The sequence below is a fragment of the Gordonia sp. 852002-50395_SCH5434458 genome (genome assembly GCF_001665905.1).
GTDB lineage: Bacteria > Actinomycetota > Actinomycetes > Mycobacteriales > Mycobacteriaceae > Gordonia > Gordonia jacobaea.
Window position 1 is genome coordinate 41,942 of record NZ_LZTC01000098.1, and the last position, 25,194, is coordinate 67,135.

The 25,194-nt window shown below is 63.8% G+C and carries 23 protein-coding genes and 1 pseudogene; 10 read left to right on the top strand and 14 right to left on the bottom strand.

The window, feature by feature from the left end:
• Positions 1 to 2: 2 nt before the first annotated feature.
• From A5785_RS21055 to A5785_RS21065, 3 genes are all read right to left on the bottom strand, one after another.
• Positions 3 to 1,127: an acyl-CoA dehydrogenase family protein gene (locus tag A5785_RS21055; RefSeq protein WP_064869107.1), complete on the bottom strand. Its 1,125-nt coding sequence runs from the start codon at positions 1,125 to 1,127 to the stop codon at positions 3 to 5.
• Between the two features lie 27 nt (positions 1,128 to 1,154).
• Complete coding sequence (locus tag A5785_RS21060; RefSeq protein WP_064869110.1) at positions 1,155 to 2,324, bottom strand: acyl-CoA dehydrogenase family protein; 1,170 nt, start codon at positions 2,322 to 2,324, stop codon at positions 1,155 to 1,157.
• A gap of 147 nt (positions 2,325 to 2,471) precedes the next feature.
• Positions 2,472 to 3,719, bottom strand: a complete 1,248-nt coding sequence (locus tag A5785_RS21065) for an MFS transporter (RefSeq protein WP_231894130.1) — start codon at positions 3,717 to 3,719, stop codon at positions 2,472 to 2,474.
• Between the two features lie 126 nt (positions 3,720 to 3,845).
• Here A5785_RS21065 and A5785_RS21070 point away from each other — a divergent pair, with 126 nt between their 5' ends.
• Both A5785_RS21070 and A5785_RS21075 read left to right on the top strand, forming a co-directional pair.
• Positions 3,846 to 4,439: a TetR/AcrR family transcriptional regulator gene (locus A5785_RS21070; protein WP_064869113.1), complete on the top strand. Its 594-nt coding sequence runs from the start codon at positions 3,846 to 3,848 to the stop codon at positions 4,437 to 4,439.
• A gap of 82 nt (positions 4,440 to 4,521) precedes the next feature.
• Positions 4,522 to 5,936, top strand: a pseudogene (locus tag A5785_RS21075) (amidase).
• Positions 5,937 to 6,199: 263 nt separating this feature from the next.
• Here the strand turns inward: A5785_RS21075 and A5785_RS21080 are convergent.
• The 6 genes from A5785_RS21080 to A5785_RS21105 all read right to left on the bottom strand — a co-directional run bounded on the left by A5785_RS21080 (position 6,200) and on the right by A5785_RS21105 (position 11,502).
• Positions 6,200 to 6,898, bottom strand: a complete 699-nt coding sequence (locus A5785_RS21080) for a nitroreductase (protein ID WP_064869116.1) — start codon at positions 6,896 to 6,898, stop codon at positions 6,200 to 6,202.
• The gene (locus tag A5785_RS21085) at positions 6,895 to 7,338 is read right to left on the bottom strand and encodes a nitroreductase family deazaflavin-dependent oxidoreductase (RefSeq protein WP_064869120.1); all 444 of its coding nucleotides are present in this window, start codon (positions 7,336 to 7,338) and stop codon (positions 6,895 to 6,897) included. Before A5785_RS21085 ends, A5785_RS21080 begins: the two co-directional genes overlap by 4 nt.
• The gene (locus tag A5785_RS21090; RefSeq protein WP_064869123.1) at positions 7,335 to 7,736 is read right to left on the bottom strand and encodes an SRPBCC family protein; all 402 of its coding nucleotides are present in this window, start codon (positions 7,734 to 7,736) and stop codon (positions 7,335 to 7,337) included. Before A5785_RS21090 ends, A5785_RS21085 begins: the two co-directional genes overlap by 4 nt.
• Before the next feature lie 23 nt (positions 7,737 to 7,759).
• Entirely contained in the window at positions 7,760 to 9,025 is a 1,266-nt protein-coding gene (locus tag A5785_RS21095; RefSeq protein ID WP_064869126.1) for a cytochrome P450, read from the bottom strand.
• Between the two features lie 61 nt (positions 9,026 to 9,086).
• A complete protein-coding gene (locus A5785_RS21100; RefSeq protein WP_064869185.1) occupies positions 9,087 to 10,205 on the bottom strand; it encodes an NDMA-dependent alcohol dehydrogenase in 1,119 nt (372 codons plus the stop codon).
• 325 nt (positions 10,206 to 10,530) lie between these two features.
• Complete coding sequence (locus tag A5785_RS21105; protein ID WP_064869127.1) at positions 10,531 to 11,502, bottom strand: LysR family transcriptional regulator; 972 nt, start codon at positions 11,500 to 11,502, stop codon at positions 10,531 to 10,533.
• A 160-nt stretch (positions 11,503 to 11,662) separates the two neighbouring features.
• On the opposite strand from A5785_RS21105, the gene A5785_RS21110 reads away from it, so the two are divergent.
• From A5785_RS21110 to A5785_RS21145, 8 genes are read left to right on the top strand one after another with little or no spacing between them, the layout of a single operon-like run.
• Positions 11,663 to 12,916, top strand: a complete 1,254-nt coding sequence (locus A5785_RS21110; RefSeq protein WP_065181032.1) for a cytochrome P450 — start codon at positions 11,663 to 11,665, stop codon at positions 12,914 to 12,916.
• 47 nt (positions 12,917 to 12,963) lie between these two features.
• On the top strand, positions 12,964 to 14,358 hold the full coding sequence (locus A5785_RS21115) for an aldehyde dehydrogenase family protein (protein WP_064869121.1): 1,395 nt from the start codon (positions 12,964 to 12,966) through the stop codon (positions 14,356 to 14,358).
• 12 nt (positions 14,359 to 14,370) lie between these two features.
• A complete protein-coding gene (locus tag A5785_RS21120) occupies positions 14,371 to 15,303 on the top strand; it encodes a PDR/VanB family oxidoreductase (protein ID WP_064869118.1) in 933 nt (310 codons plus the stop codon).
• 44 nt (positions 15,304 to 15,347) lie between these two features.
• Positions 15,348 to 16,877 (top strand): AMP-binding protein, encoded by a 1,530-nt coding sequence (locus A5785_RS21125; RefSeq protein WP_064869115.1) that lies wholly within the window; start codon positions 15,348 to 15,350, stop codon positions 16,875 to 16,877.
• Between the two features lie 44 nt (positions 16,878 to 16,921).
• Positions 16,922 to 17,680: an enoyl-CoA hydratase-related protein gene (locus A5785_RS21130; RefSeq protein ID WP_064869112.1), complete on the top strand. Its 759-nt coding sequence runs from the start codon at positions 16,922 to 16,924 to the stop codon at positions 17,678 to 17,680.
• 3 nt (positions 17,681 to 17,683) lie between these two features.
• Positions 17,684 to 18,880, top strand: a complete 1,197-nt coding sequence (locus A5785_RS21135; RefSeq protein ID WP_064869109.1) for an FAD-dependent monooxygenase — start codon at positions 17,684 to 17,686, stop codon at positions 18,878 to 18,880.
• Positions 18,880 to 19,194 (top strand): hypothetical protein, encoded by a 315-nt coding sequence (locus A5785_RS21140; protein ID WP_064869105.1) that lies wholly within the window; start codon positions 18,880 to 18,882, stop codon positions 19,192 to 19,194. Before A5785_RS21135 ends, A5785_RS21140 begins: the two co-directional genes overlap by 1 nt.
• A complete protein-coding gene (locus A5785_RS21145) occupies positions 19,187 to 20,314 on the top strand; it encodes a thiolase family protein (RefSeq protein WP_197494479.1) in 1,128 nt (375 codons plus the stop codon). The genes A5785_RS21140 and A5785_RS21145 overlap by 8 nt, the downstream gene beginning before the upstream one ends.
• Positions 20,315 to 20,409: 95 nt before the next feature.
• Here A5785_RS21145 and A5785_RS21150 read toward each other — a convergent pair whose 3' ends face one another.
• The 5 genes from A5785_RS21150 to A5785_RS21170 form a co-directional block, all read right to left on the bottom strand.
• Positions 20,410 to 21,045, bottom strand: a complete 636-nt coding sequence (locus A5785_RS21150) for a CoA transferase subunit B (RefSeq protein ID WP_064869102.1) — start codon at positions 21,043 to 21,045, stop codon at positions 20,410 to 20,412.
• The gene (locus tag A5785_RS21155) at positions 21,042 to 21,806 is read right to left on the bottom strand and encodes a CoA transferase subunit A (RefSeq protein WP_064869182.1); all 765 of its coding nucleotides are present in this window, start codon (positions 21,804 to 21,806) and stop codon (positions 21,042 to 21,044) included. Before A5785_RS21155 ends, A5785_RS21150 begins: the two co-directional genes overlap by 4 nt.
• Before the next feature lie 26 nt (positions 21,807 to 21,832).
• Positions 21,833 to 23,029, bottom strand: coding sequence for a fumarylacetoacetase (gene fahA, locus A5785_RS21160; protein ID WP_064869098.1), 1,197 nt, complete (start codon positions 23,027 to 23,029; stop codon positions 21,833 to 21,835).
• The gene (locus A5785_RS21165; protein WP_156525555.1) at positions 23,026 to 23,847 is read right to left on the bottom strand and encodes a hypothetical protein; all 822 of its coding nucleotides are present in this window, start codon (positions 23,845 to 23,847) and stop codon (positions 23,026 to 23,028) included. Before A5785_RS21165 ends, fahA begins: the two co-directional genes overlap by 4 nt.
• Before the next feature lie 65 nt (positions 23,848 to 23,912).
• Positions 23,913 to 25,109 (bottom strand): homogentisate 1,2-dioxygenase, encoded by a 1,197-nt coding sequence (locus A5785_RS21170; protein WP_064869095.1) that lies wholly within the window; start codon positions 25,107 to 25,109, stop codon positions 23,913 to 23,915.
• Between the last annotated feature and the right edge of the window lie 85 nt (positions 25,110 to 25,194).

Here is a 25,194-nt window from a genome sequence, read left to right on the forward strand (position 1 = left end):
ACCTAGTTGACGGTCACCATCTCGTAGTCGCCCAGCTTGCTCGAGAGCACGCCGAGGTGCTCGTCGGCGTCGCCGAGCGTGCGAGAGATCGCGGTGAGGCGTGCAACGTAATGTCCCACAGGGTATTCCGCTGTCATGCCGATGCCGCCGTGCATCTGGATCGCCTCCTGGCCCACCTTGCGTGCCGAGCGGCAGATCTGCAGCTTCGTGCGGCTGTAGACCGACGGGTCGTCGACCTCGTCGTTGAGAGACGCCGTCGCGTACAAGCTCATGCTGCGTGCCAGCTCGAGCGCGACGTAGACGTCCGACGCGCGCTGCGTCAGCGTCTGGAAGGTCTTGAGCGGCACCCCGAACTGCTTGCGCGACTTGAGGTATTCGGTCGTCAGTTCCATCGCGCGTTCCATCGCACCGACAGCCTCGGCGCACTGAGCCGTCTGCGCGAAGATGTCCGCGTAGGCGATCGCGTCGGACTGATCGCCGTCGGCCAGTTCGATCGCCGGGGCGTTGGTGAAGCTCACCCGGGCGGCACGGCGATCGTCGTAGGTGCGGAAACCGTCGACGGTCACACCCGACGCGTCGGCGTCGACGATGAACAGTCCGATGGTTCCGTCGGTGCGGCGGGCGCTGACGACGAACTTCTGTGCCACGTCACCCGCGAGGACGGGGTACTTCACTCCATCGAGAGTGACGCCGTCGCTTGCGCCGGTCGCCGTGGTGGTGACTGCCGCTGCGGGCCAACGATCTTCGGGTTCTGCGTGTGCGTATCCGAGCAGCAGCCGCCCCTCCGATACCTCTGTCAGCAGACTGGTACGGCGGTCGCCGGATGCGACCTTGTCGATGACGACGCCCGGCAACAACGCGCCGTACAGCAGTGGCTCGGGTGCGAGGCTGCGACCAACCTCGCCCATCAGCGCGCTGACCTCGACCGGCCCTGCGCCGGTGCCGCCTGCGTCCTCGCTGAACGGCAGTCCGAGGATGCCGATCTCGGCAAGCGATTCCCAAATCGACGTCGACCAGCCCGTGTCGGTCTCCGACACGGCGCGGATCTTCTCGATGTCATAACTCTTGAACACGCTGCGGACGGTGTCGCGCAGCAGTGACTGCTCTTCGGTGAGCTCGAAATCCATTGTGTTACTCCAAGTGTGGTTGTCGGGCTACAGGCCGAGGATCGACGACGAGATGATGCTGCGCTGGACCTCCGACGAACCGCCGTAGATGGTCACCTTGCGGTAGTTGAGGTATTCGGGCACCGCGAGCTGCGCCCACTCCGGAGTTCCGACGCCCGGCGCGTCAACGGCCAATCCGCGCGCGCCCGCAACATCTGCGAGCAACTCGGTTGCCGACTGCTGCAGCTCACTGCCACGCAGCTTGACCAGTGACGACACCGGATTCGGCTTGCCGTCGGCAGAGCCTGCGACGACGCGCAGCTGGGTGACCTCCAGCGCGAGCAGTTCGGTTTCGAGTTCGGCGAGGCGCGCGGCGAACAGCGGGTCGTCGATCAAGGTGCCGGTCGCGGTCTTCGTTGCGGCGGCGAGCTTCTTGGCCTCGGCGAGCTTGGTCTTGGTCCAGCCGACGCGTGCGATACCGGTGCGCTCGTTGCCGAGCAGGAACTTGGCGTAGGTCCAGCCGGCGTTCTCCTCGCCGACGAGATTCTCGACAGGCACCTTGACGTCGTTGAAGAAGACCTCGTTGACCTCGACGCTGCCGTCGATGAGCTTGATCGGACGCATCTCGATGCCCGGGGTGTCGAGATCGATGAGCAGGAAGCTGATACCCGCCTGCTTCTTGACGTCGGGGTCGGTGCGCACGAGGCAGAAGATCCAGTCGGCGTACTGTCCGAGCGTGGTCCAGGTCTTCTGGCCGTTGACGATGTAGTGGTCGCCGTCGCGGACGGCGCGGGTCTTGAGTGACGCGAGGTCGGAGCCGGCCTCGGGCTCGGAGAAGCCCTGGCACCACCAGATGTCGAGGTTGGCGGTCTTCGGGAGGAATCGTTCCTTGATCTCCTGTGAACCGAACGTCGCGATGACCGGTCCGACCATGTTGACGTTGAACGTCAGAGGATCGGGCACGAAGTTCAGGCTGAGTTGATCGTGGTAGATGTTGCGCTGGATCGGCGTCCAATCGCGGCCACCCCACTCGCTCGGCCAGCCGGGTGTGGCCAAGCCCTCGGCATTGAGGATGCGCTGGGTGGTGACGATGTCGTCGGGCAGGTTCAGCGTGCCTGCGGCAGCACGCTGACGGATCTCCTCGGGGATCTTCGTCGTGAAGAAGCTCTGGAGTTCTTCGCGGAACTTCTGTTCATCTGAATCGAACTTCAAGTGCATGTAACCAGTCTTACCCTGTGGCACCTGTACTGCGAAAGTGCGGCCCCGCGAGATTCCTCCAGATCGTGATCTCGGCCACGCTGTCGCTGCATTCTGAGTCCTCATCGTAGTGAGGCGGGTCCGTGGCGTTGGGTCAGTGACGACGCCTCAGGCGCGAACGCGATTGTCTCTGGTTCGCGTCCATGCGGTGACGAGTGCGCCGAACACGGTGACGGCGAGGACATAGGCGACGTAGCAGACGACGGTCTCCTGCAGACCGATGTGCGACACCACGAGTCCCGCGATCACCGCGGGAACGCTGAAGGCGATGTAGCTCGTGATGAAGACTGCCGAGAACACCTGCCCGCGCTGATGTGACGGGGTTTGGCTGCTCAGGTTGTCGAGTGCCCCGAGGAACGTAGCCGCGAAACCGGAACCCGCGATGATCGACCCGACGATGTAGAGCGGAAGCATCGACGTGAGGACGCCCGCCAGAGAGATGATCGCGCCGCCGGCGAGTGCGGGATAGCCGTAAGCGAGTTTGGTACTGGCGTCCCAGGTGGTGATCGCCAGCGAGGTGACTGCGCCGGAGGCGAAGAATACGAACAGAACTGCGCCTGCTGCTCCGTGATTGGCGATGCCGAACACACGCGCCACCACCGATGAACCAAGCGAGAGGTAGAGGCCTCCCATCGACCAGGTCGCCACGAAGGCCGGGATTGCGGTGACGAACAGCTTCCGCAAAGCCGACGGCACGGACGCCTGCGGCGCGAGCGTTCGCCACAGATGGCGGCGGGAATCGAAGCCGACGCGTTCCGACGTCTCCGGGATGATCAGAAGTGCGACAAGCAAAATCGCGAACACCGCCAGCGTCACCTCGTAGACGAGGAATCGCGGCGCGGGTGCGTACTGGACCAGCACGCCTGCAACGACGACGCCTGCCGCCAGTCCGAGTGTGGGTCCCGCGCCGGTGATCGCCGAGCCCAGTCGCTCCGACGGCTGCATGTCGACGACCGTGGCGGTCAGCGTGCCGATCGCCGCTCCCGTCGCGAGTCCCTGTAGGGCCCGTGCGGCGATCAGGAGTCCGACGCTGTCGGCCACGACGAACAACACCATGCTGCCGATGAGCAGCACGAGCGCGACCGCGAGGACCGGGCGTCGGCCGATGTGATCCGACAGCGAGCCGACGGTGAGCAGGCTGACCAGCATGGTTGCGACATAGATCGCGAACACCACGGTCAGGGTGAACGGCGAGAATCCCCATAACTGCTGGTAGACGGGGTAAAGGGGGGAGGGGGCTGCCGACGCGAACAGCACCGTGATCATGGTTGCGGTGACGATCCAGAAAGCGCGGTGCGGGTGCAGCGGCCGCGCGCCGCGGCGGCGTCGAGCGGTGTTCTCCAACGTTGCGGTCACGACCGTGTCTCCTAAGGCAAAGCTGATTGCATTAAGGCCAATGTATGCGGTCGCTGTTCTAAAAGCAATGGGATTTGCAATAATGGTGACATGGCTGGAACGTCGCAGGCAACGGAGAGATCGTCGATGGAAAGCGCAGCGTCGAAGACCGTTCCATCAACGGCCCCATCGCACGGCAAGCGTCCCGGTGGCCGGAGCGCTCGCGTGCAGAGTGCGGTCTTCACGGCTGTCGGTCAGCTCGTAGGAAGCGGAGAGCGGGAGACGATGACCATCCCGCAGGTCGCCGAGCTGGCGGGAGTGAATCCCACAAGCATTTATCGACGCTGGGGGACCATCGGCGATCTACTCGAGGAGGTCGCGGTCGCCGCGCTGACGCAGGGCGAGGAACTGCCCGATCACGGCACATTCACCGACGACCTCGCCGACTGGTCGCGGATCATCGCCGCCGACATCAGCCGTCCGAAACGTCGTGCGTATCTGCGGGCGATGACGTCGGCTCGCGACGGCATTGTCGAGGTGTGTCCCTGCTGGGAGATCCGGCGGGAGCAGGCGACGGAGATGATCGACCGCGCCACCGCGCGCGGCGAGAGCGCACCCAGCGTGCCGCAGGTGCTCAACCACATCATCGCCCCGCTCTATCACCATGCGGTCTTCGCGCTGCCGATCGACGACGACTACGCCACCGACCTCGCCGCCGACGTCATGGCCATGGTTCGGTAGCGGTTCGGTGAGCTGGGGTGCGGTGAACTGTTGCGAACTGATTGTGTCCTGACGGCGGTCCGCTGCGGCTAGGCTTCGGGCCATGCAGCACGTACATGCCTTCCGCGACGATGCGCTGGGCGAACTCGACGGGGTAGGTGTCGGCGCGGCCATTGCCGCAGGCGAGATTTCGGCGGTTGAAGCGGTCGACGCGGCGCTCGACCGCATCGACGCGGTGAACTCGACGCTCAATGCGGTCGCCTTCGACGATCGTGAGCGCGCCCGCACACGCGCCGTCGAGGCCGATTTCGGTGCGGGGTCGTTCGCGGGGGTGCCCTCGATCGTCAAGAACAACACGGACTTTGCCGGGATTCCGACTCGTAACGGCTCTGCCGCTACTCCTGACACCCCCGCGTCGACCACCGAACCGCTCCTCGAACAGTTCGTCTCAACCGGTGTGAACATCGTCGGTGCGTCGACCTTGCCCGCCTTCGGGCTCACCGCGACAACGGAATTCGTCGACAGGCCGCCCACCCGCAATCCGTGGAACACCGAACTCTCCTGTGGCGCTTCGTCAGGAGGGTCGGCCGCCCTGGTCGCGGCAGGCGCGCTCCCGATCGCGCACGCGAACGACGGAGGCGGGTCGATCCGTATCCCCGCGGCCGCCTGCGGCCTGGTGGGTTTCAAGCCGAGTCGGGGACGGCTGCTGCTGACGGCGGAATCCGAGCAGATGCCGATCGACCTGATTGCCAACGGAATCGTGAGCCGCTCGGTGCGCGACACCGCACACTTCCTCGCCGATGCCGAAAAGTACCGGTCTGCAGCCGATCTGCCCGCCGTTGGTCTCGTGGCCGGCGAGAGTCGACGTCAGCTCCGCGTCGCGATGATGACCGAACCGATCACCGGAAGTTGCTCGACCGCGACACCGAGACCGCCGTCGCAGGCGTCGCCGAACTGCTCGAGTCGCTCGGGCACGGCGTCGAACATGTGCCGGTCCCCGTAGACAGGCGATACGTCGACGACTTCACCGAGTATTGGGCGCTGCTGGCCTTCTTCATCGACCACTTCGGAAAACGGTCCTACGGCAAGGGATTCGAGCGATCACAGCTCGATGCGTTCACGCGCGGACTGTCGCGGAAGTATCTGCGTCGCATGTGGCACACCCCCGCGATGATCCGCGCGCTCACACGCTCCACCGCGACGTTTCGGGAGATGTTCACGCGGTTCGACGTGGTGCTCTCGCCGACACTCGCGCACACCACTCCCGAGATCGGATACCTCGACCCCGCAGGCGATTTCGACGTCGTCTTCGAGCGGTTGATGCGATACGTCTCGTTCACGCCGATCAACAACACCTCCGGTACGCCCGGCATCAGCCTGCCGTTGGCGCAAACCGACGCCGGACTGCCACTGGGGGTCCACTTCTCCGCCGACGTCGGAGACGAGCGGACCCTCCTCGAGTTGGCATTCGAACTCGAAGCAGCGCAACCTTTTGCGCGGATCGATGCCTCGCGCTGATCGAGTAGCGACGAGCGAACGCAGTGAGCCCGACGCGTATCGAGATCCACAGTGCGCCCCACAGCTCCGTAGATCTGGTCGCTATATGCGACCAGATCTACGGAGTTGTTGACACGCATCCGGCAATGCGGGCGCTCAGTGCACGACGGTCTTCTCGGCGCCGACGCTGGTGCACCGGTCAGCCGTGACGTGCCACATTCCCGCGCGTCGACTGGTGCGGTCCCACGTTGACTGGGCACGCCTACGCGTCGACTGTGTCCGGCTCAGTCACCGATCCAGGTCACCACATCGTCAAGAGGTGCGCGGGTGGTGCGGAAGCCGTTGGCCGGGTGCGTGGTGTCAGCGAACCCGAAAGAGATGCCGCACAGGATCTTTCGATCGATGGGGATGGAAAAGTACTCGCGGAAGAACTCCGAGTGGTTCGCTACGGCCGCCTGGGCAATGGTGGCCACACCCAGGCTTTGTGCGACGGTCAGGAAAGTGGACACGTAGACGCCGGTATCGACCGCGCCGTACACACCGAGGGTCGCGTCGGTGGTGATCAACGCCAGATGTGGTGCGCCGAAGAAGCGGAAGTTCTCCAGGCCCTGTCGTGCCGATGCCGCGCGGTCACCACGTTCGATGCCCACCGCCTCATAGAGCTGCCAACCGCATTCGCGCCGACGGTCGCGGTAGACGCCGACGTAGTCGGTAGGTGGCGGGAAGTCGAAACCCGTTGCTGTGCCAGACTTTACATGGTCGACGAGTGCGGTGCGCATGTCGTCGGTGGCAGTTCCAGAGGTGACGATGACGTTCCACGGCTGGGTGTTGCACCATGAGGCGCTGCGTTGCGCGCCGGTCAGGATGCGTTCGATCGTGGCCCGCGGCACCTGGCGATCCTCGTACGCGCGACAACTGAACCGCTCCGAAAGCACCTCGTCGACGACGTCGGCGCGGTGCACGGACTCGATCGACGAACTCACTGCTCGCTCTGTGGGCGCAGCACGAACACCGGGATCTTCCGGTTGGTCTTGGCCTGATAGTCGTTATAGGCCGGCCAGATCGCGACGGCACGATCCCACCATTCGTCGCGCTCGTCGCCGGTGACGACCTCGGCCCGATAGGTCTTCGACGTCGGGCCGTCCTGCACCGTGACCTGCGGATCGGCCAACAAATTGCGGTACCACGCCGGGTGCGTCGGAGCGCCGCCCTTGGACGCCAGGGCCGCGTACTGCCCGTCGTGTTCGACGCGCATGACGGGCACCTTACGAATCTTGCCGCTGGTGGCACCGCGCATCGTCATCACGACGACAGGTACACCAGCGAGGGTGTTTCCCTCTGTGCCGCCCGAGGATTCGTACTTCGCGACTTGTTCTCGAACCATCTCCGACGGGCTGGGTTCGTAGGTGGACTGTTCGGTCATACGGTTTCTCTTTCCATGAACTCACGCAGCGCGGCCACCGCGTTCTCAATCACCATTGCGATACGTTCGGCGGCCACGTCCGGTGTGACATCGTTGGTGTGAACCACCAGGGAACTGTCGTCGTCGATGGCGATGACATCGACGACACCCACGTGTGAAGTCAACGAAGGGTTTCCGCCGACAATCCGGTACCGGAATCGGCGGATCGCGTCATCGCAGGAGAGTACCTCCTCCACCAGGGTGCCGCGGCCCTCGATGGTCACTGTCCTTGTGGTGCCGTCGAATTCGACGTTCTGCACGCCGGGGAACCACCAGCGGATCGCGGTGGGATCGGCGAACGCCGCCCACACGTCGGCGGCCGGCCGTCGGATGCACGCATGACTGCGCACTGCTGCCATGAATCCTCCAATCCGCTCCGATGTCAGACGAGCTGTGCCTGACGCAGGCGGTAGCGGATCGGCAGCGACGTCACGCCGCTGACGAAGGTCGACGCCAATCGTCCTGGCTCACCGGCGAGTTCGATGGATTCGGTGCGATCGAGCAACTGATTGAACAGCGCGGTCATCTCGAGCTTGGCCAGATGCTGGCCCAGGCACTGATGGACACCGAAGCCGAATCCGAGGTGGCGGTTGGGGGAGCGGTCGATCCGGAACTCGCGGGGGTTGTCGAATGCGGTCTCGTCGAAGTTTCCCGACGGGTAACACAGGAACACCGCTTCACCCTCGTGGATGGTAGTGCCAGCGACCTCGGTGTCGGCGGTAGCCGTGCGCATGAAGTGGTTGGCCGGTGAGCCCCAACGGATTCCCTCGTCGATGGCAGTGGGGAGTAGCGATCGGTCCTCACGCAGCCGTTCCAGCTGGTCGGGATGCTGCAGGAGGGCCAGGAGCAACTCACTGAGCGAGATCGCCGTGGTGTCGTGCCCGCCGATGGCGAGCAGGAAGAAGTAAGAGTTGCGGTCATGATCCGACAGCGGCTCACCATCGATCGTCGCGTTGCAGAGCAACGTAGCCAGGTCGTCGCGGGGGTCGGCACGACGGGCCGCGACGAGATTGTTGAAGTACTCGAAGGCGCCCTGCAGGGTGTTGCCCAGATCGATCTTCTTGCCCTTGTTGATCGACGGGTCGGCGGGTGAGAAGAACCGTTGGGTGATGTCGATCATCAAGTCCTCGTCCTCGGCGGGGACTCCGATGATCTTCATCAGCGCGCGGATCGTGTACTTGGCTGCGACATCTTCACCGAAGTCGTATTCAGTTCCCGCAGCGGACATGTCGTCGAGAAATGACGAGGCCAGTTCGTCGAGCGAGTCGGTCAGTGTCCGAAGGTTGGGCGGCATGAACCATTCCTGGGTGATCCGACGGTACTTGCGATGATCGGGCTCATCCATGTGCATCATCGAATGCATCGGTTGCGACGAGCCGGTGACCCGCCGGATGCTCTCCTCACGTTCGATGGTGCGCAGCACCGTGCGCGGCGCTGCGATCCATTGTTGTTGTGCACGTTCGATATTCATGATGTCCTGATAACGGCTGATGGTCCAGAACGGGTTGTGTCCGTCGGGTTGCGTCCACCGGACGGGCTCGTCGCGACGCAGTCGGCTGTAGAGGTCGTGGAAGATCTCTGGGTTGGAATACGTTGCCGCATCGGCGATGGCGTTATCGATTGCTTGACGATCGGTATCCTCGGACATGAGTGAACCTTTCTGAGTGACTGGTGAGTACTGGGCTGCGTAGTGGTTGGGCTGCTGACGATCAGAACCGGATGACGCCGCGAATGTTGCGGCCTTCGCGCATGTCGTCGAATCCCTGGTTGATGTCATCGAGTGTGTATGTGCGGGTGACCATTTCATCGAGCTTGAGTTTTCCGGCGCGGTACATGTTCAGTAGCATCGGCATGGCTTCGCGTGGTGACTTCATTCCGTAGAGCGCGCCCTGGATCCGCTTCTGGCTCATGGCCAAGACGTTCGCGTTCAGGCCTGGGATGATGGCTTCCTCGTTGTGGGAACTCAGGCCGGTGACGACGAGCGTGCCGGCCTTTCGAGTCGCCGCGAAGCCGGCGCCGATCAGTTCGTTGGGCACCAGGCCGGCGGCTAGGATCACTACGTCGGCGCCCTGTCCGTTGGTCAGGTGCGCGATCCGCTCCGCGCTCTCGTCGAAGCTGCCGTAGGACTCGGTGGCACCGAAGTCCAGGCACCACTTCTGTTTGTCGGCAACGGGATCGATCGCGATGATGTGGGCCGCGCCGCTTTCCCGTGCACCCTGAACGGCGCTCATGCCGATGCCACCGAGCCCGGCAATGACCACTACGTCACCCGCCGAGACATTGCCCGCGGTGGTGGCCGATCCGAAGCCGGTCTGCACACCACATGCCACCAGGCATGCGATTTCCAGCGGAATATCCTTGTCCACCTTGAGAAGTGAGATTTGGTCGTAGACCTGCCACTGGGAGAACGTGCCGAGCAGACCCATCGCCGAGACGTCGAGGCCGTCGTCGGTGTGCATCCGGAAGGTGCCGTCCATCTGGTGGCCGACCATGATCAGCCGGCCGTTGTCGCAGAGGTTCTGCATGCCCGCCGCACACCAGCGGCACTTCCCGCAGGCCGGGATGAACGACGTCAGGACGTGGTCGCCCACCTCGAGGCCGGTCACATTCGGGCCGACCTCGCGGACGATGCCGGCGCCCTCGTGTCCGCAGATCTTGGGCAGCATCGGTGCGTAGATGTCGCCCTGGGCGATGTGGTCGTCGCTGTGGCACAGGCCGGTGGCCACCATTTCCACCAGCACTTCGCCGGATCGCGGGGCGTCGAGTTCGACCTCCTCGACCGACCATTTTCCGGGTACTTCGCGCAGCAGGGCGGCTTGTGTTCGCATGGTGTCCTCTTCTGAATCAGCGGCCGAGCCGCGGACCGTGATCATCGTGATCTGTGTCCCAGACGCTAGGACTGTGTGGCGTGACTGACAAATGACAGTCGTTGATGTGATCTATTCGCGCGGTGAATGCTGATCGGTGTACCGATCGAGTCGACGCAACCACAATCGCGCTGAAAGTGTTTGTGCGTCAACGGTATCCACTCGATACGCGAACGGGAATCGACTGTGCGTTGTCGGTGCGCAGAGACGCCACTTCTCGTAAGAAACACTCCGCGCGCTTGACGTTTCTGGCCAAATGTGAGGTTTCCGCAGGCGCGGGATCGCTCTACTTGGTCAGATCCGACAAATTGTCCGAGGTCGACGCGGGTGGGCTGTCCGGTTCGTGGAAGAGCTCGCGGAACTGGGTGCGTAGCCAGGTGGTCGCCGGGTCGGTCTCGGCGTGGCGGCTCCAGTACTGCGCGACGGTGGTCCGAGGCGGTGCCGGATCCTCGTGAAAGGGAACCGGATACACCCGGATGCCGGGATAGCCGCTGAAGAAGGTGCCCACCGTCTGCGGGACGGTGGCGATGAGATCGGACTCGCGGACCACCGCGGGAACGCTCAGCATGTGCGGCACGGTCAATGCAACGCGGCGATCAAATCCGTTCTCGCTCAGGAACTCCTCGAACACATCCCGGGTGCGGCCGGGTGAATGGATGACCAGGTGGGCCTCGGAGAGGTAGACCTCGCGGGTCAGTCCGTGCTGGTTGACCGCGGGTTGATCGCGCGCGGCGAGGCACAGAAAACCACGCCGGTAGAGCCGCTCGCGTCGCAGGCCGGACTGCGAGAGCTCAGGGAACGGTCCGACGGCGAGGTCGGCCAGACCCCGGTCGAGCGCCTCCACCATCGCATCCGGCGGCAGGGTCGACGAGGCGATGTTGATGCGTGGTGCCCGCGCCCGCAGACGGTGCATGATCTGCGGCAGCAGCACCATCTCGGCCGAGTCGGTCATGAAGATCCGGAAGGTCCGCTCAAGCCGGCCCGGATCGAAGGTCGACGACGAGTCGAGTTCGTCATCGACGACCGCACGGATGCGCCGGGCCGCGCCGGCGAGGTACTCGCCGCGCTGCGTGGCGAGCATTCCGGTCGGTGTCCGCACGAACAGCTGATCGTCGAAGGTGGTGCGGAGCCGCCGCAGCGAGTGGCTGACGGCGGGTTGGCTGACCCCGAGTTCGTCAGCGGCTTGCGAAATCGACCCGGTCCGATGGATGGCCTCCAGTGTATACAGCAGGCGAACATCCAGGTCACGCAGGTTCATATGGTCGATATTCGCACATCTCATGCCGCGTATGTCAAGGATTCATTTTTCTAATTTCTCAAGCGCTGTTAGCGTGCTCTCACAGCCGGAATGTGATGTAGGCCACCTGCGTAAATGCATGAGCTCCGCCCCACATTCCCTCATTACCTCGGGAGACACGATGGACGACCAAGCTCTGAGCAACGCGATCGCCGATCCGCGCACCTACGCAGACATGGCGCGCTACCACGAGATCTTCTCGACGTTGCGGCGTGAGGCTCCGATCCGGTGGACCGAGCCGGAGGGCTACCGGCCGTTCTGGACAGTGAGCCGCTATAGCGACGTCGTCGAGATCGAGCGTCAGCAGAAACTGTTCATCAACGCGCCGCGCACGGCGTTGCGCTCGGTGGTCGAGGAAGAGCAGATCCGAGCGGTCACCGGCTCGACGCAGGCATCGCACACGCTGATCCAGATGGACGATCCCGAACACAAGAAGTACCGGATGCTCACCCAGTCCTGGTTCATGCCGCCCGCGTTGAAGGCGATGCACGAGCAGTTGACGGGACTGGCCTCGACATTTGTTGATCGCATGGAAACCTTCGGTGGCCGTTGCGATTTCGCCCGTGACATCGCCGTCTGGTATCCGCTGCGCGCGGTGATGCTGCTGCTGGGGGTGCCCGAGGAGGACGAGCCGCTCATGTTGCGGCTGACCCAGCAGCACTTTGCCGGCAACGACCCCGAGGTCAACGGCGGCGAGGCCGTCGACGCCGGTGCCGCGGCCAAGCAGGTCTTCGCCTATTTCACCGAGCTCACCGAGAAGCGGCGCGCAGATCCGCGTGAGGACATCGTCTCGCTGCTGGCCAACGCGGAGGTCGATGGCCAGCCCATCAGCGACTTCGACCGCAACTCCTACTATTTCGTGGTCGCCCTGGCTGGTCACGACACCACCAGTTCGTCGACGGCGGGATTGCTCGACGCACTTCTGCGCCACCCCGAGCAACTCGCCAAGCTGCGCGAGGATCCCTCGTTGCTGGACTTGGCGATCGACGAGGGTATCCGCTGGACCTCGCCGGTGCGGCACTTCTTCCGTACCGCCACTGAGGATTACGAGGTCGGCGGACAGACGATCCGTGCCGGGGACTCGTTGATGATGTGTTACCCGTCGGCGAACTTCGACGACGACGCCTTCGACGCACCGCACGAATTCCGCGTCGATCGAAAGCCCAACCGCCACATCGCCTTCGGTTTCGGCGTCCACCAGTGCCTCGGCCAACACCTGGCGAAGATGGAGATGCGGGCATTGTTCGGCGAACTGCTGCGCCGGATCGACTGGATCGAGGCGACCGGCGATGCCCAGCTCCTCGAGACGAATTTCGTGGGCGGCATCAAGTCGCTGCCCATCCGATACCGCATGCTCGCACCGCAGCCAGCCTGACCGAATGTCCCTGACCGGATATCACTGTCCCACAACAGAGGTGAACAATGAACGACTACAATCTGCTGATCGACGGCAAGCTCGTTCCGGGAGCTCTCACACTGCCGGTGATCAACCCGGCCACCGAAGAGGTGGTCACGCACGCACCGCGGGCTTCCCGAGGCCAACTCGACGAGGCGGTCAACGCCGCCGCGGAGGCATTCCCCGCGTGGGCGCAGACCTCCGTCGACGAACGTCGTGACGCGTTGACCGCCATCGCGAAGGTCGTCACCGACAACAGCGATGAACTGGCCGAACTGATTACCGTCGAACAGGGAAAACCGTTGCGGGAGGCGCGACGTGAGGTCGGCGGCACCGCCGCGTTCTTCCGGTACGCCGCGACGCTGGAGATCCCGGAGACCACCATCGCCGATCCTGACCGCGACGTCGTCGTGGAGCAGCTGCCGCTTGGCCCGGTCGCAGCGATCATCCCGTGGAACTTCCCGTTGTTCACCATCGCGTTCAAGCTGCCGTGGGCATTGTTGGCCGGCAATACCGTGGTGGTGAAACCGGCGCCGACAACACCGCTGACCACACTGCGTTTCGGCGAGCTGGTCGCCCCCCTGCTGCCTGCCGGGGTGCTCAACATCATCGTCGACGACAACGATCTCGGGGACGCACTCACCTCGCACCCGGCTATCCGCAAGGTGAGCTTTACCGGCTCCACCCAGACCGGTGCACGCGTGATGGCCGGTGCCAGCGCCACCGTCAAGCGACTCACTCTGGAACTCGGCGGCAACGACTGTGCGCTGGTGCTGCCCGACGCCGACCCGGAACCGGTGGCCGACAGCATCTTCCGTGCGGCCTTCACCAACAACGGTCAGGTGTGCCTGGCGATCAAGCGCGTGTATGTACATCGCGCGAACTACGACGCTTTCGTGGCGGCGCTGGCCACGCGTGCCGAGGCGTCGGTGGTCGGTGACGGACACCAGGAGACCACCGACCTCGGGCCGGTCCAGAATGCCAAGCAGTATCAGAAGTTGTTGGGCCTGCTGGAGTCGGCTGCGCGCGACGGCCGGATCGTCGCCGGTGGCACGGCCATTGATGGGCCGGGCTACTTCCTGCGACCCACCATCGTTGCCGACATCGCCGAGGGAACCGAGATCGTCGACGACGAACAGTTCGGCCCGATCCTGCCGGTGGTGGTCTACGACGACCTCGACGACGCGGTGAAACGGGTGAACAACACCACCTTTGGGCTCGGTGCCTCAGTGTGGTCGTCGGATGTGACGCGGGCGCGGGAGGTCGCACGCCGGATCGACGCCGGCACCGTGTGGGTCAACAAGCACGCCGATCTGGCCCCGCACGTCCCCTTCGGAGGGGCCAAATTGTCCGGTGTCGGTGTGGAATTCGGGCAACAAGGACTGCTCGAGTTCACCCAGCGACGTGTGATCAGCAGCTGAGGAACCACAGATATGTACGACGTGAGGATCGGCCGCATCAACGAGCTGGCCACCGACATTTACGCCATGACGCTGGAGCCATGCGACGGACGTGACGCCCCGGAGATCACCCCTGGCATGCATGTGAACCTCCGGATGCCATCGGGTATCGAGCGCAGTTACTCACTGGTCAACGCACCCAAGATGCGCAAACACCTGGAGATCGCGGTCAAACTCGAAGCCGACGGACGTGGCGGCTCACGTGAGTTGTGTTCGCTGCCAACCGGAACGCAGCTGACCGTCGTCGAGCAAACCAACGACTTCGCCCTCGACGAGAACGACGAGACGCACGTGCTCATCGCGGCCGGCATCGGGATCACCCCGCTGTGGAGCATGATCCAGTACGCCGAATCCGCCGACCGCGCGTGGGTGCTGCACTACTGCGCCAAGAGTCGCAGTACCGCTGCCTATCTCGACGAGCTTGAGAAGCTGGAGGCGCAACGTCCCGGGCGGGTTCATCTCTATTTCTCCGACGAGGACAAACGTCTGGATATGGCGGCGGTGGTGGCCGGACTCGGACCCAGTGACGGCGCGTATTGCTGTGGTCCCGAACGGATTACCGCGGCCTTCTCGGGATACGCCGACGGACTTGGCGATCGCGCACATGTAGAGGACTTCAGTGTTGCCGAGGTGGCGGCGGGTGGATTCGTGGTCATGCTTGCGCGCTCGGAGATCGAGATCCAGGTGCCCGAGGATTCCACCATCCTCGACGCGGTCCTCGCGGCCGGTGTCGACCCGGACTACTCGTGCATGTCGGGTACCTGCGGGAGCTGCGAAGTGGCGGTGCTCGAAGGAGAACCCGACCATCAGGACTTCGTGCTGACCGATGAGGAGAAGGAGGTCGGTGACCGAATGATGATCTGCTGCTCCGGATGTCGTGGTAACCGACTGGTGATCGACCTCTGACGCCGGGCGTCCATGGAATAGAAGTGATGAGAGTAAGGAACAACATGTCTTCAGGTGGAATGGATTTCCACTCCCTGGGCCGGGTGGTCGACCATCGCGAGTTCGATGACGTGTCGCGTCGTATTGCCGCCGGGTTCGCCGAACTCGGCGTCGGTGACGGCGACGCCGTCGGACTGCTGATGGTCAATGAGATCGAGACCCTTATCTGCGCTGAGGCGCTGGCGTATCTGGGAGCCTTCACCGTGCCACTCAGCTGGCACAGCACTCCGGCGGAATTGGCCTATGTTCAACAGGATTCGTCGTTGAGCGCGCTCGTTGCTCACGATGCGCTGGCACAGACCGCCGTGGCGGGGACCACGTCGGATCTGCCGCTGGTCATCGTTGACCTGCCGGAGCCGACGGCGGCTGCCATGTCGATGTCGCCGTCGGTGATCGGTGAGCGTGGGTCGGTGTATCGATGGTCGGAGATGGTGGCATCGGCGACACCGTGGTCGGGTCCGCGTCGTGCGCCACGTCCGGCCGTCGTCTACACCTCGGGCACCACCGGGAAGCCAAAAGGTGTTGTGCGCGGTCAGCATTCCGATGACGAGGCACGCGCCCGCCAGGCCGCATCAGTCGGCTCGGTATGGGGGAGTGAGGACGGTATGCGGACACTGTTGGTCGCCCCGCTCTATCACTCCGCGCCAACCGCCTACATCCGTTCGGCGATGGGCGCTGCCCGCACTGGTGGCGAGATCCACTTCCTACCCAAGTTTGACGCCGAGACCGCGCTGGCGATGATCAGCGAGCATCGGATCACCCACATGTGGATGGTCCCGACGATGTTCATCAAACTCCTCGCGCTTCCCGACGAGGTACGTGCGAAGTACGACGTCTCATCGATCCGCAACATCGTGCACTCGGGTGCACCATGTCCGATCGGGGTGAAGCTCAGGATGATTGAATGGTTCGGGCCGGTGATCAACGAGTTCTACGGGTCCACCGAGACCGGCCCGGTCACCTATGCCGGTGCCGAGGACTACCTCGCCCATCCGGGTACGGCCGGCCGCGTACTCGACTTGTGCCGGATCGAAATCGTCGACGCCGACGGAAATATCTTGCCGCGCGGTGAGATCGGTGAGATCGCGGCCGCCAACACCACTTATCCCGATTTCACCTACCGCAACCGCGACAGTGAGCGTAACGATCTCGACGTCGCCGGTTTGATCCGGTCGGGCGACATCGGGCTCATCGACGCCGACGGCTTCTTGTTCCTCAAGGACCGCAAGAAGGACATGGTCATCTCCGGTGGCGTCAACCTGTACCCCGCCGAGGTGGAAGATGTCCTGCTGCAACTCGACAACGTTCGCGACGGAGCTGTCTTCGGTCTGCCCGACGAGGTCTTCGGGGAACGTCTGGTCGCGGCGGTGAGTTTGCATCATCCCGAATCCGACGTGGCCGATCGGCTCAAAGAGCAGTTGCGTGAACAGCTCTCGTCCACCAAGGTGCCGCGCGAGATCTTCGTCATCGACGACTTCCCCCGGTCGGAGGCCGGCAAAGTCGCCAAACACAAATTGCGTGCGCTCGTCGGATGAGCGCTGCACCACTGACCAATCAACCACCAGACAGGGAGGGCCCCATGAACGAAGTCCTGATCGAAAAGCCCGCCGACGGAATCGCGTTGGTGCGCATCAATCGTCCCGAGGTCCGCAACGCCCTCAACGCGGCGGTGCGCGCCCAGATCAACGAGGCCTTTAACAGTTTCGACACCGACTCCTCGGTCCTGGCCGTGGTACTGACCAGCACCGGCGACCATTTCGCGGCCGGCGGTGACCTGCGTGAGTTCGGTGCGGCGTCGATGGTCGACCGGATGACCGCGGAATACACCGACGGCATCGCGCGCTGCCGCAAGCCGGTGATCACCGCAGTGAACGGTTATGCGCTCGGCGGCGGGTGCGAGTATGCGATGAACGGCGACATCATCATCGCCGGCCGCGACGCGGTCTTCGGTCAGCCCGAGGTCAAGGTGGGCCTGGTACCCGGACTTGGTGGCACTCAGTACCTTCCGCGTGCCATCGGCATCTATCCGGCGATGCTGATGCTGCTCACCGGTGATCCCATCGACGCCGAGCGCGCCGCGTCACTCGGGTTGGTCAGTGAAGTGGTCGACGGTAGTGCCGAGGACCGCGCCCTCGAGATTGCCAAGAAGATCGCGAAGTTGCCACCGCTGACGGTGCAGACGATCAAGCGGGTGGTCCGCTACGGCACGCAGGTGTCGCTGAACAGCGCGCTGGAGATGGAGAAGATGGCGCATCAGCAGATGTTCGCCACCCAAGACATGCGCGAAGGTGCCACTGCTTTCTTCGAGAAGCGCCGCCCGAGCTTCGAAGGACACTGAACAATGAGTCAACACAACCAGATTGCGATATGTGGAGGCGGGCTCGGCGGTCTGACCGCCGCGCTGGCCCTGACCCGTCGGGGATTCGACGTCACCGTCTACGAACAGACCGAGCGGCTCGCGGAGGTTGGTGCCGGACTTCAACTGGCCGCCAATGCCACCCGGGTGTTCGCCGAACTGGGCGTGCTCGATCGCATTGCGGCACTGGCCTCGGTGCCGCAGGGCAAGCGGGTTCGCTTATGGGACAGTGGAGAATCCTGGAAACTGTTCGACCTGGGCGCCGTATCGCAGGAAAAGTACGGCTCCCCCTATCTGATGGTGCATCGCGCCGACCTGCAATCGGTACTGATCGATGCGTTCGCCGAGATCGCTCCCGGCCGACTGGTTTTGAGTAAGCGGTTGACCGGTATCGACCAGACCGGTGACCGGCCCACTTTGAAGTTCGCCGACGGCACCCAAGCGAGTGCCGATGTGGTGGTCGGCGCCGACGGTGTTCATTCAGTAGTTCGTCGTGAGCTCTTCGGCGCGACCGAGGCCACCTTCTCCGGGTGCATGGCGTGGCGCGGTGTTGTCGATGCCGGCACGCTGCCAGATGCTCTACGAGAACCGCAGGGCACCAATTGGATTGGTCCGCACGGACACGTAATCCAGTATCCACTGCGGGGTGGGAAGCTGGTGAACTTCGTTGGCATCGTCGAACGTGATGACTGGCGCCAGGATTCGTGGAACTCGGCCGGCGACAACGCCGAGTGTGCCCGCGACTTCGCCGGTTGGCATCACGACGTCCAGGCATTGATCACTGGCATCCCGACGCCGATGAAGTGGGCACTCAACCTGCGTCCCACCATGACTCAATGGAGCAAGGGCTCGGTGACCCTGCTCGGTGACGCCTGTCATCCGACGCTGCCGTTCCTTGCCCAGGGCGCCTGTATGGCCGTCGAGGACGGTATGGTGTTGGCTCGCGCGCTGAGCGAGATCGCCGACACTACAGCGGCATTGACCGCCTACGAACAGGCTCGAATCGATCGGACCACCGCGATCGTCGAGGGCTCGACGGCCAATATCGCGCGCTTTCACAATCCGGTTCTCGCCGATCCGGTCGCCGCGCGGGACTATGTGTCCAAGGAATGGGCCTCCGACGAGGTCTCCGACCGGTACGAGTGGCTGTTCCGTTACGACGCGGTGACGGTGGAGATCTGATGGCTGGCGACACGACAGCCACCGACGCCACCGACACCACCCTCGAGGGGTCGCGTGATCCTCGAACCGGCCAATGCTATTGGCCGAAAAGAACATTTAGCGTTGACGGGGAGCTGGTCAGGCTCGACGACGTCGAGCTGCCTTCCACCGGCGAGCTTGCGGCTTTCGTCTCCGCGGGCGATCGATGCTTCGGCTATGTCGATCTCCCCGGTGATGTCCGACTGATCACCGAACTCGGTACCGGACCACATGAGGTGGGCGCGAGTTATCGGGCCGTGGTGACCGAGAGCGGTAGGAGGTTTGATCGTGCGTGAAGTGTATGTACTCGGATCGGCGGTGTCTGCTTTCGGCAAGCATCCGACTGGCAGCGGCCGGCATCTGGCAGCGCAGGTGGCTGCTGATGCGCTCTCAGAAGCGGGAATCGACTTCAGTGCTGTCGACGGCGTGTGGGCCGGCGTCGCACTTGGTGCCAGCCCGCGCGCGGTCTTCGTGGCCAAGGAACTCGGTCTGACCGGAGTGCCGGTACAGCAGGTGGTCAACGCCTCGGCCAGCGGACTGGCCGCGGTGCACGAGGCGAGGATGGCCATCAGATCCGGCGACCACGACGTCGTCCTCGTCCTGGGTTACGATGTGCCCGAATATGATACGTCCGCGCAGGAGGCAATCGCGCGGCAGGGTTTCCTACCGCCGGTTACCCAATTCGCCTTATGGGCAGCCCAGCGCGAACAGGAGTTCGGCACCACGGCCGAGGATCTGGCACGGGTGGCGGCGAAGAACTGGAACTACGCGCGAAGTAACCCGCTCGCCGCGCGCCAGGCCGACGCCGAAGTGACCGTCGACGACATTCTCGCATCGAAAGTAGTTGCTGGACAGCTGCACTCAAAGATGTGTACGCCGTGGGGTGACGGTGCGGGAGCAATCGTGCTCGCCTCGGCCGAGGGAGCACGAGAAATCGGGGTCATTCCGACAACCGAACTCGCCTCGTCGGTGTTGCGCAGCGAGATCCACGGTCGGCACCACACCTTTGAAGGAGCGGTGGTGGGGCCACGTGAGATGACCACGCGCACATCCGAACTGGCTTTCGACGCAGCCGGCGTACGACCCCGTGATGTGGATGTGGTGCAAGTTCATGACGCCTTCGCCAACGAGGAACTCGAATACCTGGAGCTGATGGGGTTCGTGGGCCCTGGTGAGGCCGACAAGCTGTTGCGCGACGGTGCGTTCGGTCCCGGTTCACGCCGCCGCTTCGGCCTGCCTGAGGTGTCCACCGACGGTGGGCTGCTCGCACGCGGGCACGCCAGCGGCGGTACGGGTGTCGCCCAGATCCACGAAACTCGACGACGATTCGCCGAACACGGCGATCGGGTCGGGGTTTGTCATCTGCTCGGCGCCGGATCGGTGTGCGTGATGCAGGTTCTGCGAAGCGTCGACTGACCGCCGGATCGGTCATCGCTCCGGTTCATCGCGAACACGAATAGGGCGGCTCGGCATGATTGCCGAGCCGCCCTGCTGTGGTGTCGCTCTCCTGTTCAGCGAGTTTCGGTGAGGGCTGCCCCGGTGCGGGCTCGCACCTCGTCGACGCCGACACCCGGTGCCGTTTCCAGTAACACGAGTCCAGCGCTGGTGACGTCGATGACGGCGAGATCGGTGATGATGCGATGAACCACGCCACGCCCGGTCAGTGGAAGGCTGCACTCGTCGACGATCTTTGGCGCACCGGATTTGTCGGTGTGCTCCATCACCACGATGACGCGTCGGGCGCCGTGCACGAGATCCATGGCGCCGCCCATGCCTTTGACTATCTTGCCCGGAACCATCCAGTTCGCCAGGTCACCGCAGCGTGAGACCTGCATGCCGCCAAGCACGGCGGTGTCGATGTGCCCGCCGCGGATCATGCCGAAGGAGGTGGCGGAGTCGAAGAAGGACGCGGTCGGTCTGACGGTGACAGTCTCCTTGCCCGCATTGATCAGATCCGGGTCGACGTTGTCGCTGGTGGGGTAGGGCCCGGTGCCGAGAATCCCGTTCTCCGAGTGCAGGATTACCCGTACCCCGTCGGGTAGATGGTTCGGGATCAGGGTGGGCAGCCCGATGCCGAGGTTGACGTACTCACCGTCGCTGAGTTCGGCAGCGGCCCTCGCCGCCATCTGTTCACGTGACCAGCTCATGCCGACGGTTCCCCCTTCGCGCTGATCGTGCGTTTCTCGATGCGCTTCTCGGTGATGGCGGTCGTTACGATGCGCTGCACGTAAATTCCCGGTAGATGGACCTGCGATGGATTGAGTTCACCTGGGGCTACGAGTGTTTCGACCTCGGCGATGGTGATCGTGCCAGCCACCGCGGCGAGTGGGTTGAAGTTCATGGCTGCCTTGTTGAAAACGAGGTTGCCCTCGGTATCGCCGAATTGTGCTCTCACCAGGGCGAAATCGGATCGAATGGCTTCTTCCAGAACGTACTCGTGTCCGGCGAAGATCCGGACCTCCTTGCGTGGCGAGGCGACGGCGACGCTGCCGTCGGGTGCGTACCGGTAGGGCAAGCCCCCCTCGGAGATGGGGGTACCCACACCGGCCGGTGTGTAGAAGGCTGGAATACCCGCCCCGCCGGCCCGCATGCGTTCGGCCAGGGTGCCCTGTGGGGTCAGTTCCACCTCGACCTCACCGGAGAGGTATTGACGTGCGAACTCTTTGTTCTCGCCGACGTAGGAAGCGGTGATACGTCGTATCTGTCCGGCCGACAACAGAATTCCGAGTCCCCAGTCGTCGACGCCGCAGTTGTTGGAATAGATCTCCAGATCGCCGACACCGCGCGAGGCCAGCGCGTCGATCAGGTCGCTCGGGATGCCACACAGTCCGAATCCGCCGACTGACAGCGACGATCCGGCAGCGATGTCAGCGACGGCCGCCGCCGCAGACGGGAACACCTTGCCCATCGGTTCGGTACTCTGCGGGTCGTTGCTCATCGGGTTGGCCCTGATTCGGTCGGCGCCGATGCGCTGATGGTTCCCCGCACTTCACCGAATCCGATGCGGCCGCCGCCGATGCCCAGTGCCGACGCGGTGATCGAAACGGTGTCACCGTCTTCGAGGAAGGTCCGTTTGTGGCCATCCACGGCGATGGGTTCTGCACCGCCCCAGGTGAGCTCGATGAAGGCGCCACGTTGGTCGCGGTCCGGTCCGGAGATGGTGCCCGATCCGAACAGGTCCCCGGTCCGGGCTGCGGCCCCGTTGACTGTAGTGTGGGCGAGCATCTGCGCCGGCGACCAGTACATCTCGCGATATGGGGGATGTGAGACCACATCCCCATTCCATTCGACGGCCAGGTCGATATCGAGGCCCCACTTCTGGTTGCCCTGCAGATAAGGCAAGGGGGCTGGTGTCTGCGTAGGTGTGGCGACCCGGGCCGACTCCAGGGCGTCGAGCGTGACCACCCACGGCGAGATCGACGTCGCGAAACTCTTGCCGAGGTTGGGTCCGAGTGGGACGTACTCCCAGGCCTGGATATCGCGGGCCGACCAGTCGTTGAGAAGGACAACACCGAAGCAGTGATCGGTGAACTCGTCGGGGCTGATCGGGCTGTTCATCGGCGAACCGACGCCGATGATGAAGCCCAGCTCCGCTTCGATGTCGAGCCGGACCGACGGGCCGAACGAGGGCTGATCGTCGCCGGCGATCTTGCGTTGGCCGCGCGGCCGCACGATGTCGGTGCCGGACACCACAATGGTCGACGATCGTCCGTGATATCCGACCGGCAGATGTTTCCAGTTGGGCATCAGCGGTTCTGAGTCCGGACGGAATAATCGCCCCAGGTTGGTTGCGTGGTGTTCGGAGGCGTAGAAGTCGACGTAGTCGGCGACCTCGATGGGCAGATGCATCGTGGTGTGCGCGACATCGGCGAGCGCATCGTCGGCGACGTCGCCGGCCGCGAGCGCGGAGACCTGTTGCCGCACTTCGGTCCATCGTGAACGACCTTGTGCCATGAAGGGGTTCAGGCTGGGGTGGGCGAAGACGTCGTCGTTGAGTGCGCGGGCCAGGTCGATGATGGTGTCGGCGACCCGCACGCCGACCCGCGGTGGTGTGGTGGCGGTGGAGAAGACACCGTACGGCAGATTGTCCAGACCGAACAGTGAATCGTCGGGGATGTCGATAGTGGTCACAGGGTTGCTCCTTGGCGGACGTAGGAGGTCGGCAGCAGGCCGAGAGCGGCGAGGTCGTCGAGAGGCTCGATGACGCTGCAGGTGCCGAATGATCGGAACCGCGAGCGCAGGTTGACGATCTCGTCGGTGGTGAGCGTCGCGATGCGTTCGGCGATGCGGTTCCCGTTGCGGTCACCGAGAACCGCGATGAGTTCGTCGATGCCGGCGGCCTGGCCTGCCAGGTGCACGGCCAGCATCAGGTTCACGAACCCGTGCTGCTCGAAACCGGTTGTCGGATCGGTATTTCGGATTGCATGATGCAGCCCTGCTGTTGCTTTGAACGGGATGTCATGTCCGACCACGGTGCGGACGGCCGCGGCCAGTTCGGCCTCATCGGGATAGGCGTCGGCGTGCACTCCGCCGGTTCGGAACTTGGCTGCGAACGATGTGCCGCTCAGGGCGCGCAGAAATGACTCTCGACGTTCGTCTCGGGGGATCTCGACGAAGATCTCCACATCGGGCCGCGTGGCTGCGATGTCGTCGAGCGCAGTCACCAATGATGCCGGACTGTGGGATTCGTCGACGACGATCTCCAGGGCGCGCAACCGTACCCACCGGATGCTGCTGAGTTGTGCGAACGCCGCGTCGAGGGTGGTCGGTCCGCCGGGTACCGTCAGGCTCATCGAGAGTTCACCGTCGGGATGTAACATATTCGCCAGTTCGGTAAGCCGTGGTGCGGGAAAGATGAAGGGGCCGAGGGTATCTCGATACGATTCACTGCGGTGGGCGGAGTGCGCAGGGATCGCCGCTTCCAATGGGCTATTGCCCGGCGGGAACATCGCGGCGTCGTCGAAGAGTCCGGCGAACAGTTCGGTGGTGATGCCGTCGCGGTATGCGGTGGGTCTCACGTGAGCGCTCCCTGCCGCGCCCAGCTCCACGAGTAGTTGGCGTCCTCGCAGGCCAATGCGCCTTCGCCGAGTTCGAGCGGAGCGAAGGTGTCGACCATGACCGCGAGCTCATCGAAGGTCTCTGCGCCGATGCTGCGTTCGTACGCGCCGGGTTGCGGACCGTGTGCGTGACCGCCGGGATGGATGCTGATCGATCCTTGACCGATGCCGGATCCCTTGCGGGCCTCGTAGTCTCCGCCGCAGTAGAACATGATCTCGTCGGAGTCGACGTTGGAGTGGTAGTAGGGGACCGGGATGGCCAGCGGGTGGTAGTCGACCTTGCGCGGCACGAAGTTACAGATGACGAAGTTGTTGCCTTCGAACACCTGGTGCGCCGGTGGCGGCTGGTGGATTCGCCCGGTGATCGGTTCGAAATCGAAGATGCTGAAGGTGAACGGGTAGAGACACCCATCCCAGCCGACCACGTCGAAGGGGTGGTGGGCGTAGACCATTCGGGTTCCGACGACCCGTCCGCCGGAGCGGTGCTTGACATAGACGTCGACGTCGGTGCCGTCGGCGGTGATGAGTTCGCCGGGGCCGTGCAGGTCGCGTTCGCAGTAGGGGGAGTGTTCGAGGAGCTGACCGTACCGAGAGAGATACCGCTTAGGCGGCACGATGTGGCTGTTGGCCTCGATGGCATACGCGCGCAATGGTTCTACTCCCTCGGGTATCCACCGATGGGTGGTTGACGCCGGGATCAGGACATAGTCTCCTTGCCGCGCGTTCAGTGGGCCGAAGACGGTCTCGACGCGTGCGCTGCCGGACTCGATGTACACGATTTCGTCGCCGGTTGTGTTGCGGTACAACGGCGATGATGATGTGGCCACCACATAGGAGATCCGGACATCGGAGTTGCCGAGGATGAGTCGACGGCCGGTCACCACGTCCACGCCCTGGCCATCGGTCGGGAACAGATCGTGCAGCCGCAGGTGCCGCGGTTTGAGGGGGAGATTGGGGGTGGTGGTTTGGTCGGTGAGCTCCCAAACCTGCGCGTCGACGATGGCCGACGGGATGGTGCGGTGATAGAGCAGCGACGAATCCGAGGCGAATCCCTCCTCTCCCATCAACTCCTCGAAGTAGAGCTCACCAGACGGCGTTCGGTGTTGGGTATGGCGCTTGGGCGGGATGGTGCCCACTTGGCGGTAGAAGGACATGGCGACTACTCCTCGATCGACGTACTCCAGCGTGCTCTGAGTCACACTAGATAGTACATAGATTAACTAGTTTTGCGGCGCGAGA

Bases quoted from the DNA above. Each gene is read 5' to 3' on its own strand.
- A5785_RS21105 (WP_064869127.1), bottom strand. From the start codon at position 11,502: ATGAACCTGCGTGACCTGGATGTTCGCCTGCTGTATACACTGGAGGCC.
- A5785_RS21095 (WP_064869126.1), bottom strand. From the start codon at position 9,025: ATGTCCGAGGATACCGATCGTCAAGCAATCGATAACGCCATCGCCGAT.
- A5785_RS21130 (WP_064869112.1), top strand. From the start codon at position 16,922: ATGAACGAAGTCCTGATCGAAAAGCCCGCCGACGGAATCGCGTTGGTG.
- A5785_RS21170 (WP_064869095.1), bottom strand. From the start codon at position 25,109: ATGTCCTTCTACCGCCAAGTGGGCACCATCCCGCCCAAGCGCCATACC.
- A5785_RS21085 (WP_064869120.1), bottom strand. From the start codon at position 7,338: ATGACCGAACAGTCCACCTACGAACCCAGCCCGTCGGAGATGGTTCGA.
- A5785_RS21110 (WP_065181032.1), top strand. From the start codon at position 11,663: ATGGACGACCAAGCTCTGAGCAACGCGATCGCCGATCCGCGCACCTAC.
- A5785_RS21140 (WP_064869105.1), top strand. From the start codon at position 18,880: ATGGCTGGCGACACGACAGCCACCGACGCCACCGACACCACCCTCGAG.
- A5785_RS21070 (WP_064869113.1), top strand. From the start codon at position 3,846: ATGGAAAGCGCAGCGTCGAAGACCGTTCCATCAACGGCCCCATCGCAC.
- A5785_RS21155 (WP_064869182.1), bottom strand. From the start codon at position 21,806: ATGGGCAAGGTGTTCCCGTCTGCGGCGGCGGCCGTCGCTGACATCGCT.
- A5785_RS21100 (WP_064869185.1), bottom strand. From the start codon at position 10,205: ATGCGAACACAAGCCGCCCTGCTGCGCGAAGTACCCGGAAAATGGTCG.
- A5785_RS21125 (WP_064869115.1), top strand. From the start codon at position 15,348: ATGTCTTCAGGTGGAATGGATTTCCACTCCCTGGGCCGGGTGGTCGAC.
- A5785_RS21120 (WP_064869118.1), top strand. From the start codon at position 14,371: ATGTACGACGTGAGGATCGGCCGCATCAACGAGCTGGCCACCGACATT.
- A5785_RS21165 (WP_156525555.1), bottom strand. From the start codon at position 23,847: ATGTTCCCGCCGGGCAATAGCCCATTGGAAGCGGCGATCCCTGCGCAC.
- A5785_RS21150 (WP_064869102.1), bottom strand. From the start codon at position 21,045: ATGAGCTGGTCACGTGAACAGATGGCGGCGAGGGCCGCTGCCGAACTC.
- A5785_RS21090 (WP_064869123.1), bottom strand. From the start codon at position 7,736: ATGGCAGCAGTGCGCAGTCATGCGTGCATCCGACGGCCGGCCGCCGAC.
- A5785_RS21115 (WP_064869121.1), top strand. From the start codon at position 12,964: ATGAACGACTACAATCTGCTGATCGACGGCAAGCTCGTTCCGGGAGCT.
- A5785_RS21135 (WP_064869109.1), top strand. From the start codon at position 17,684: ATGAGTCAACACAACCAGATTGCGATATGTGGAGGCGGGCTCGGCGGT.
- A5785_RS21055 (WP_064869107.1), bottom strand. From the start codon at position 1,127: ATGGATTTCGAGCTCACCGAAGAGCAGTCACTGCTGCGCGACACCGTC.
- A5785_RS21060 (WP_064869110.1), bottom strand. From the start codon at position 2,324: ATGCACTTGAAGTTCGATTCAGATGAACAGAAGTTCCGCGAAGAACTC.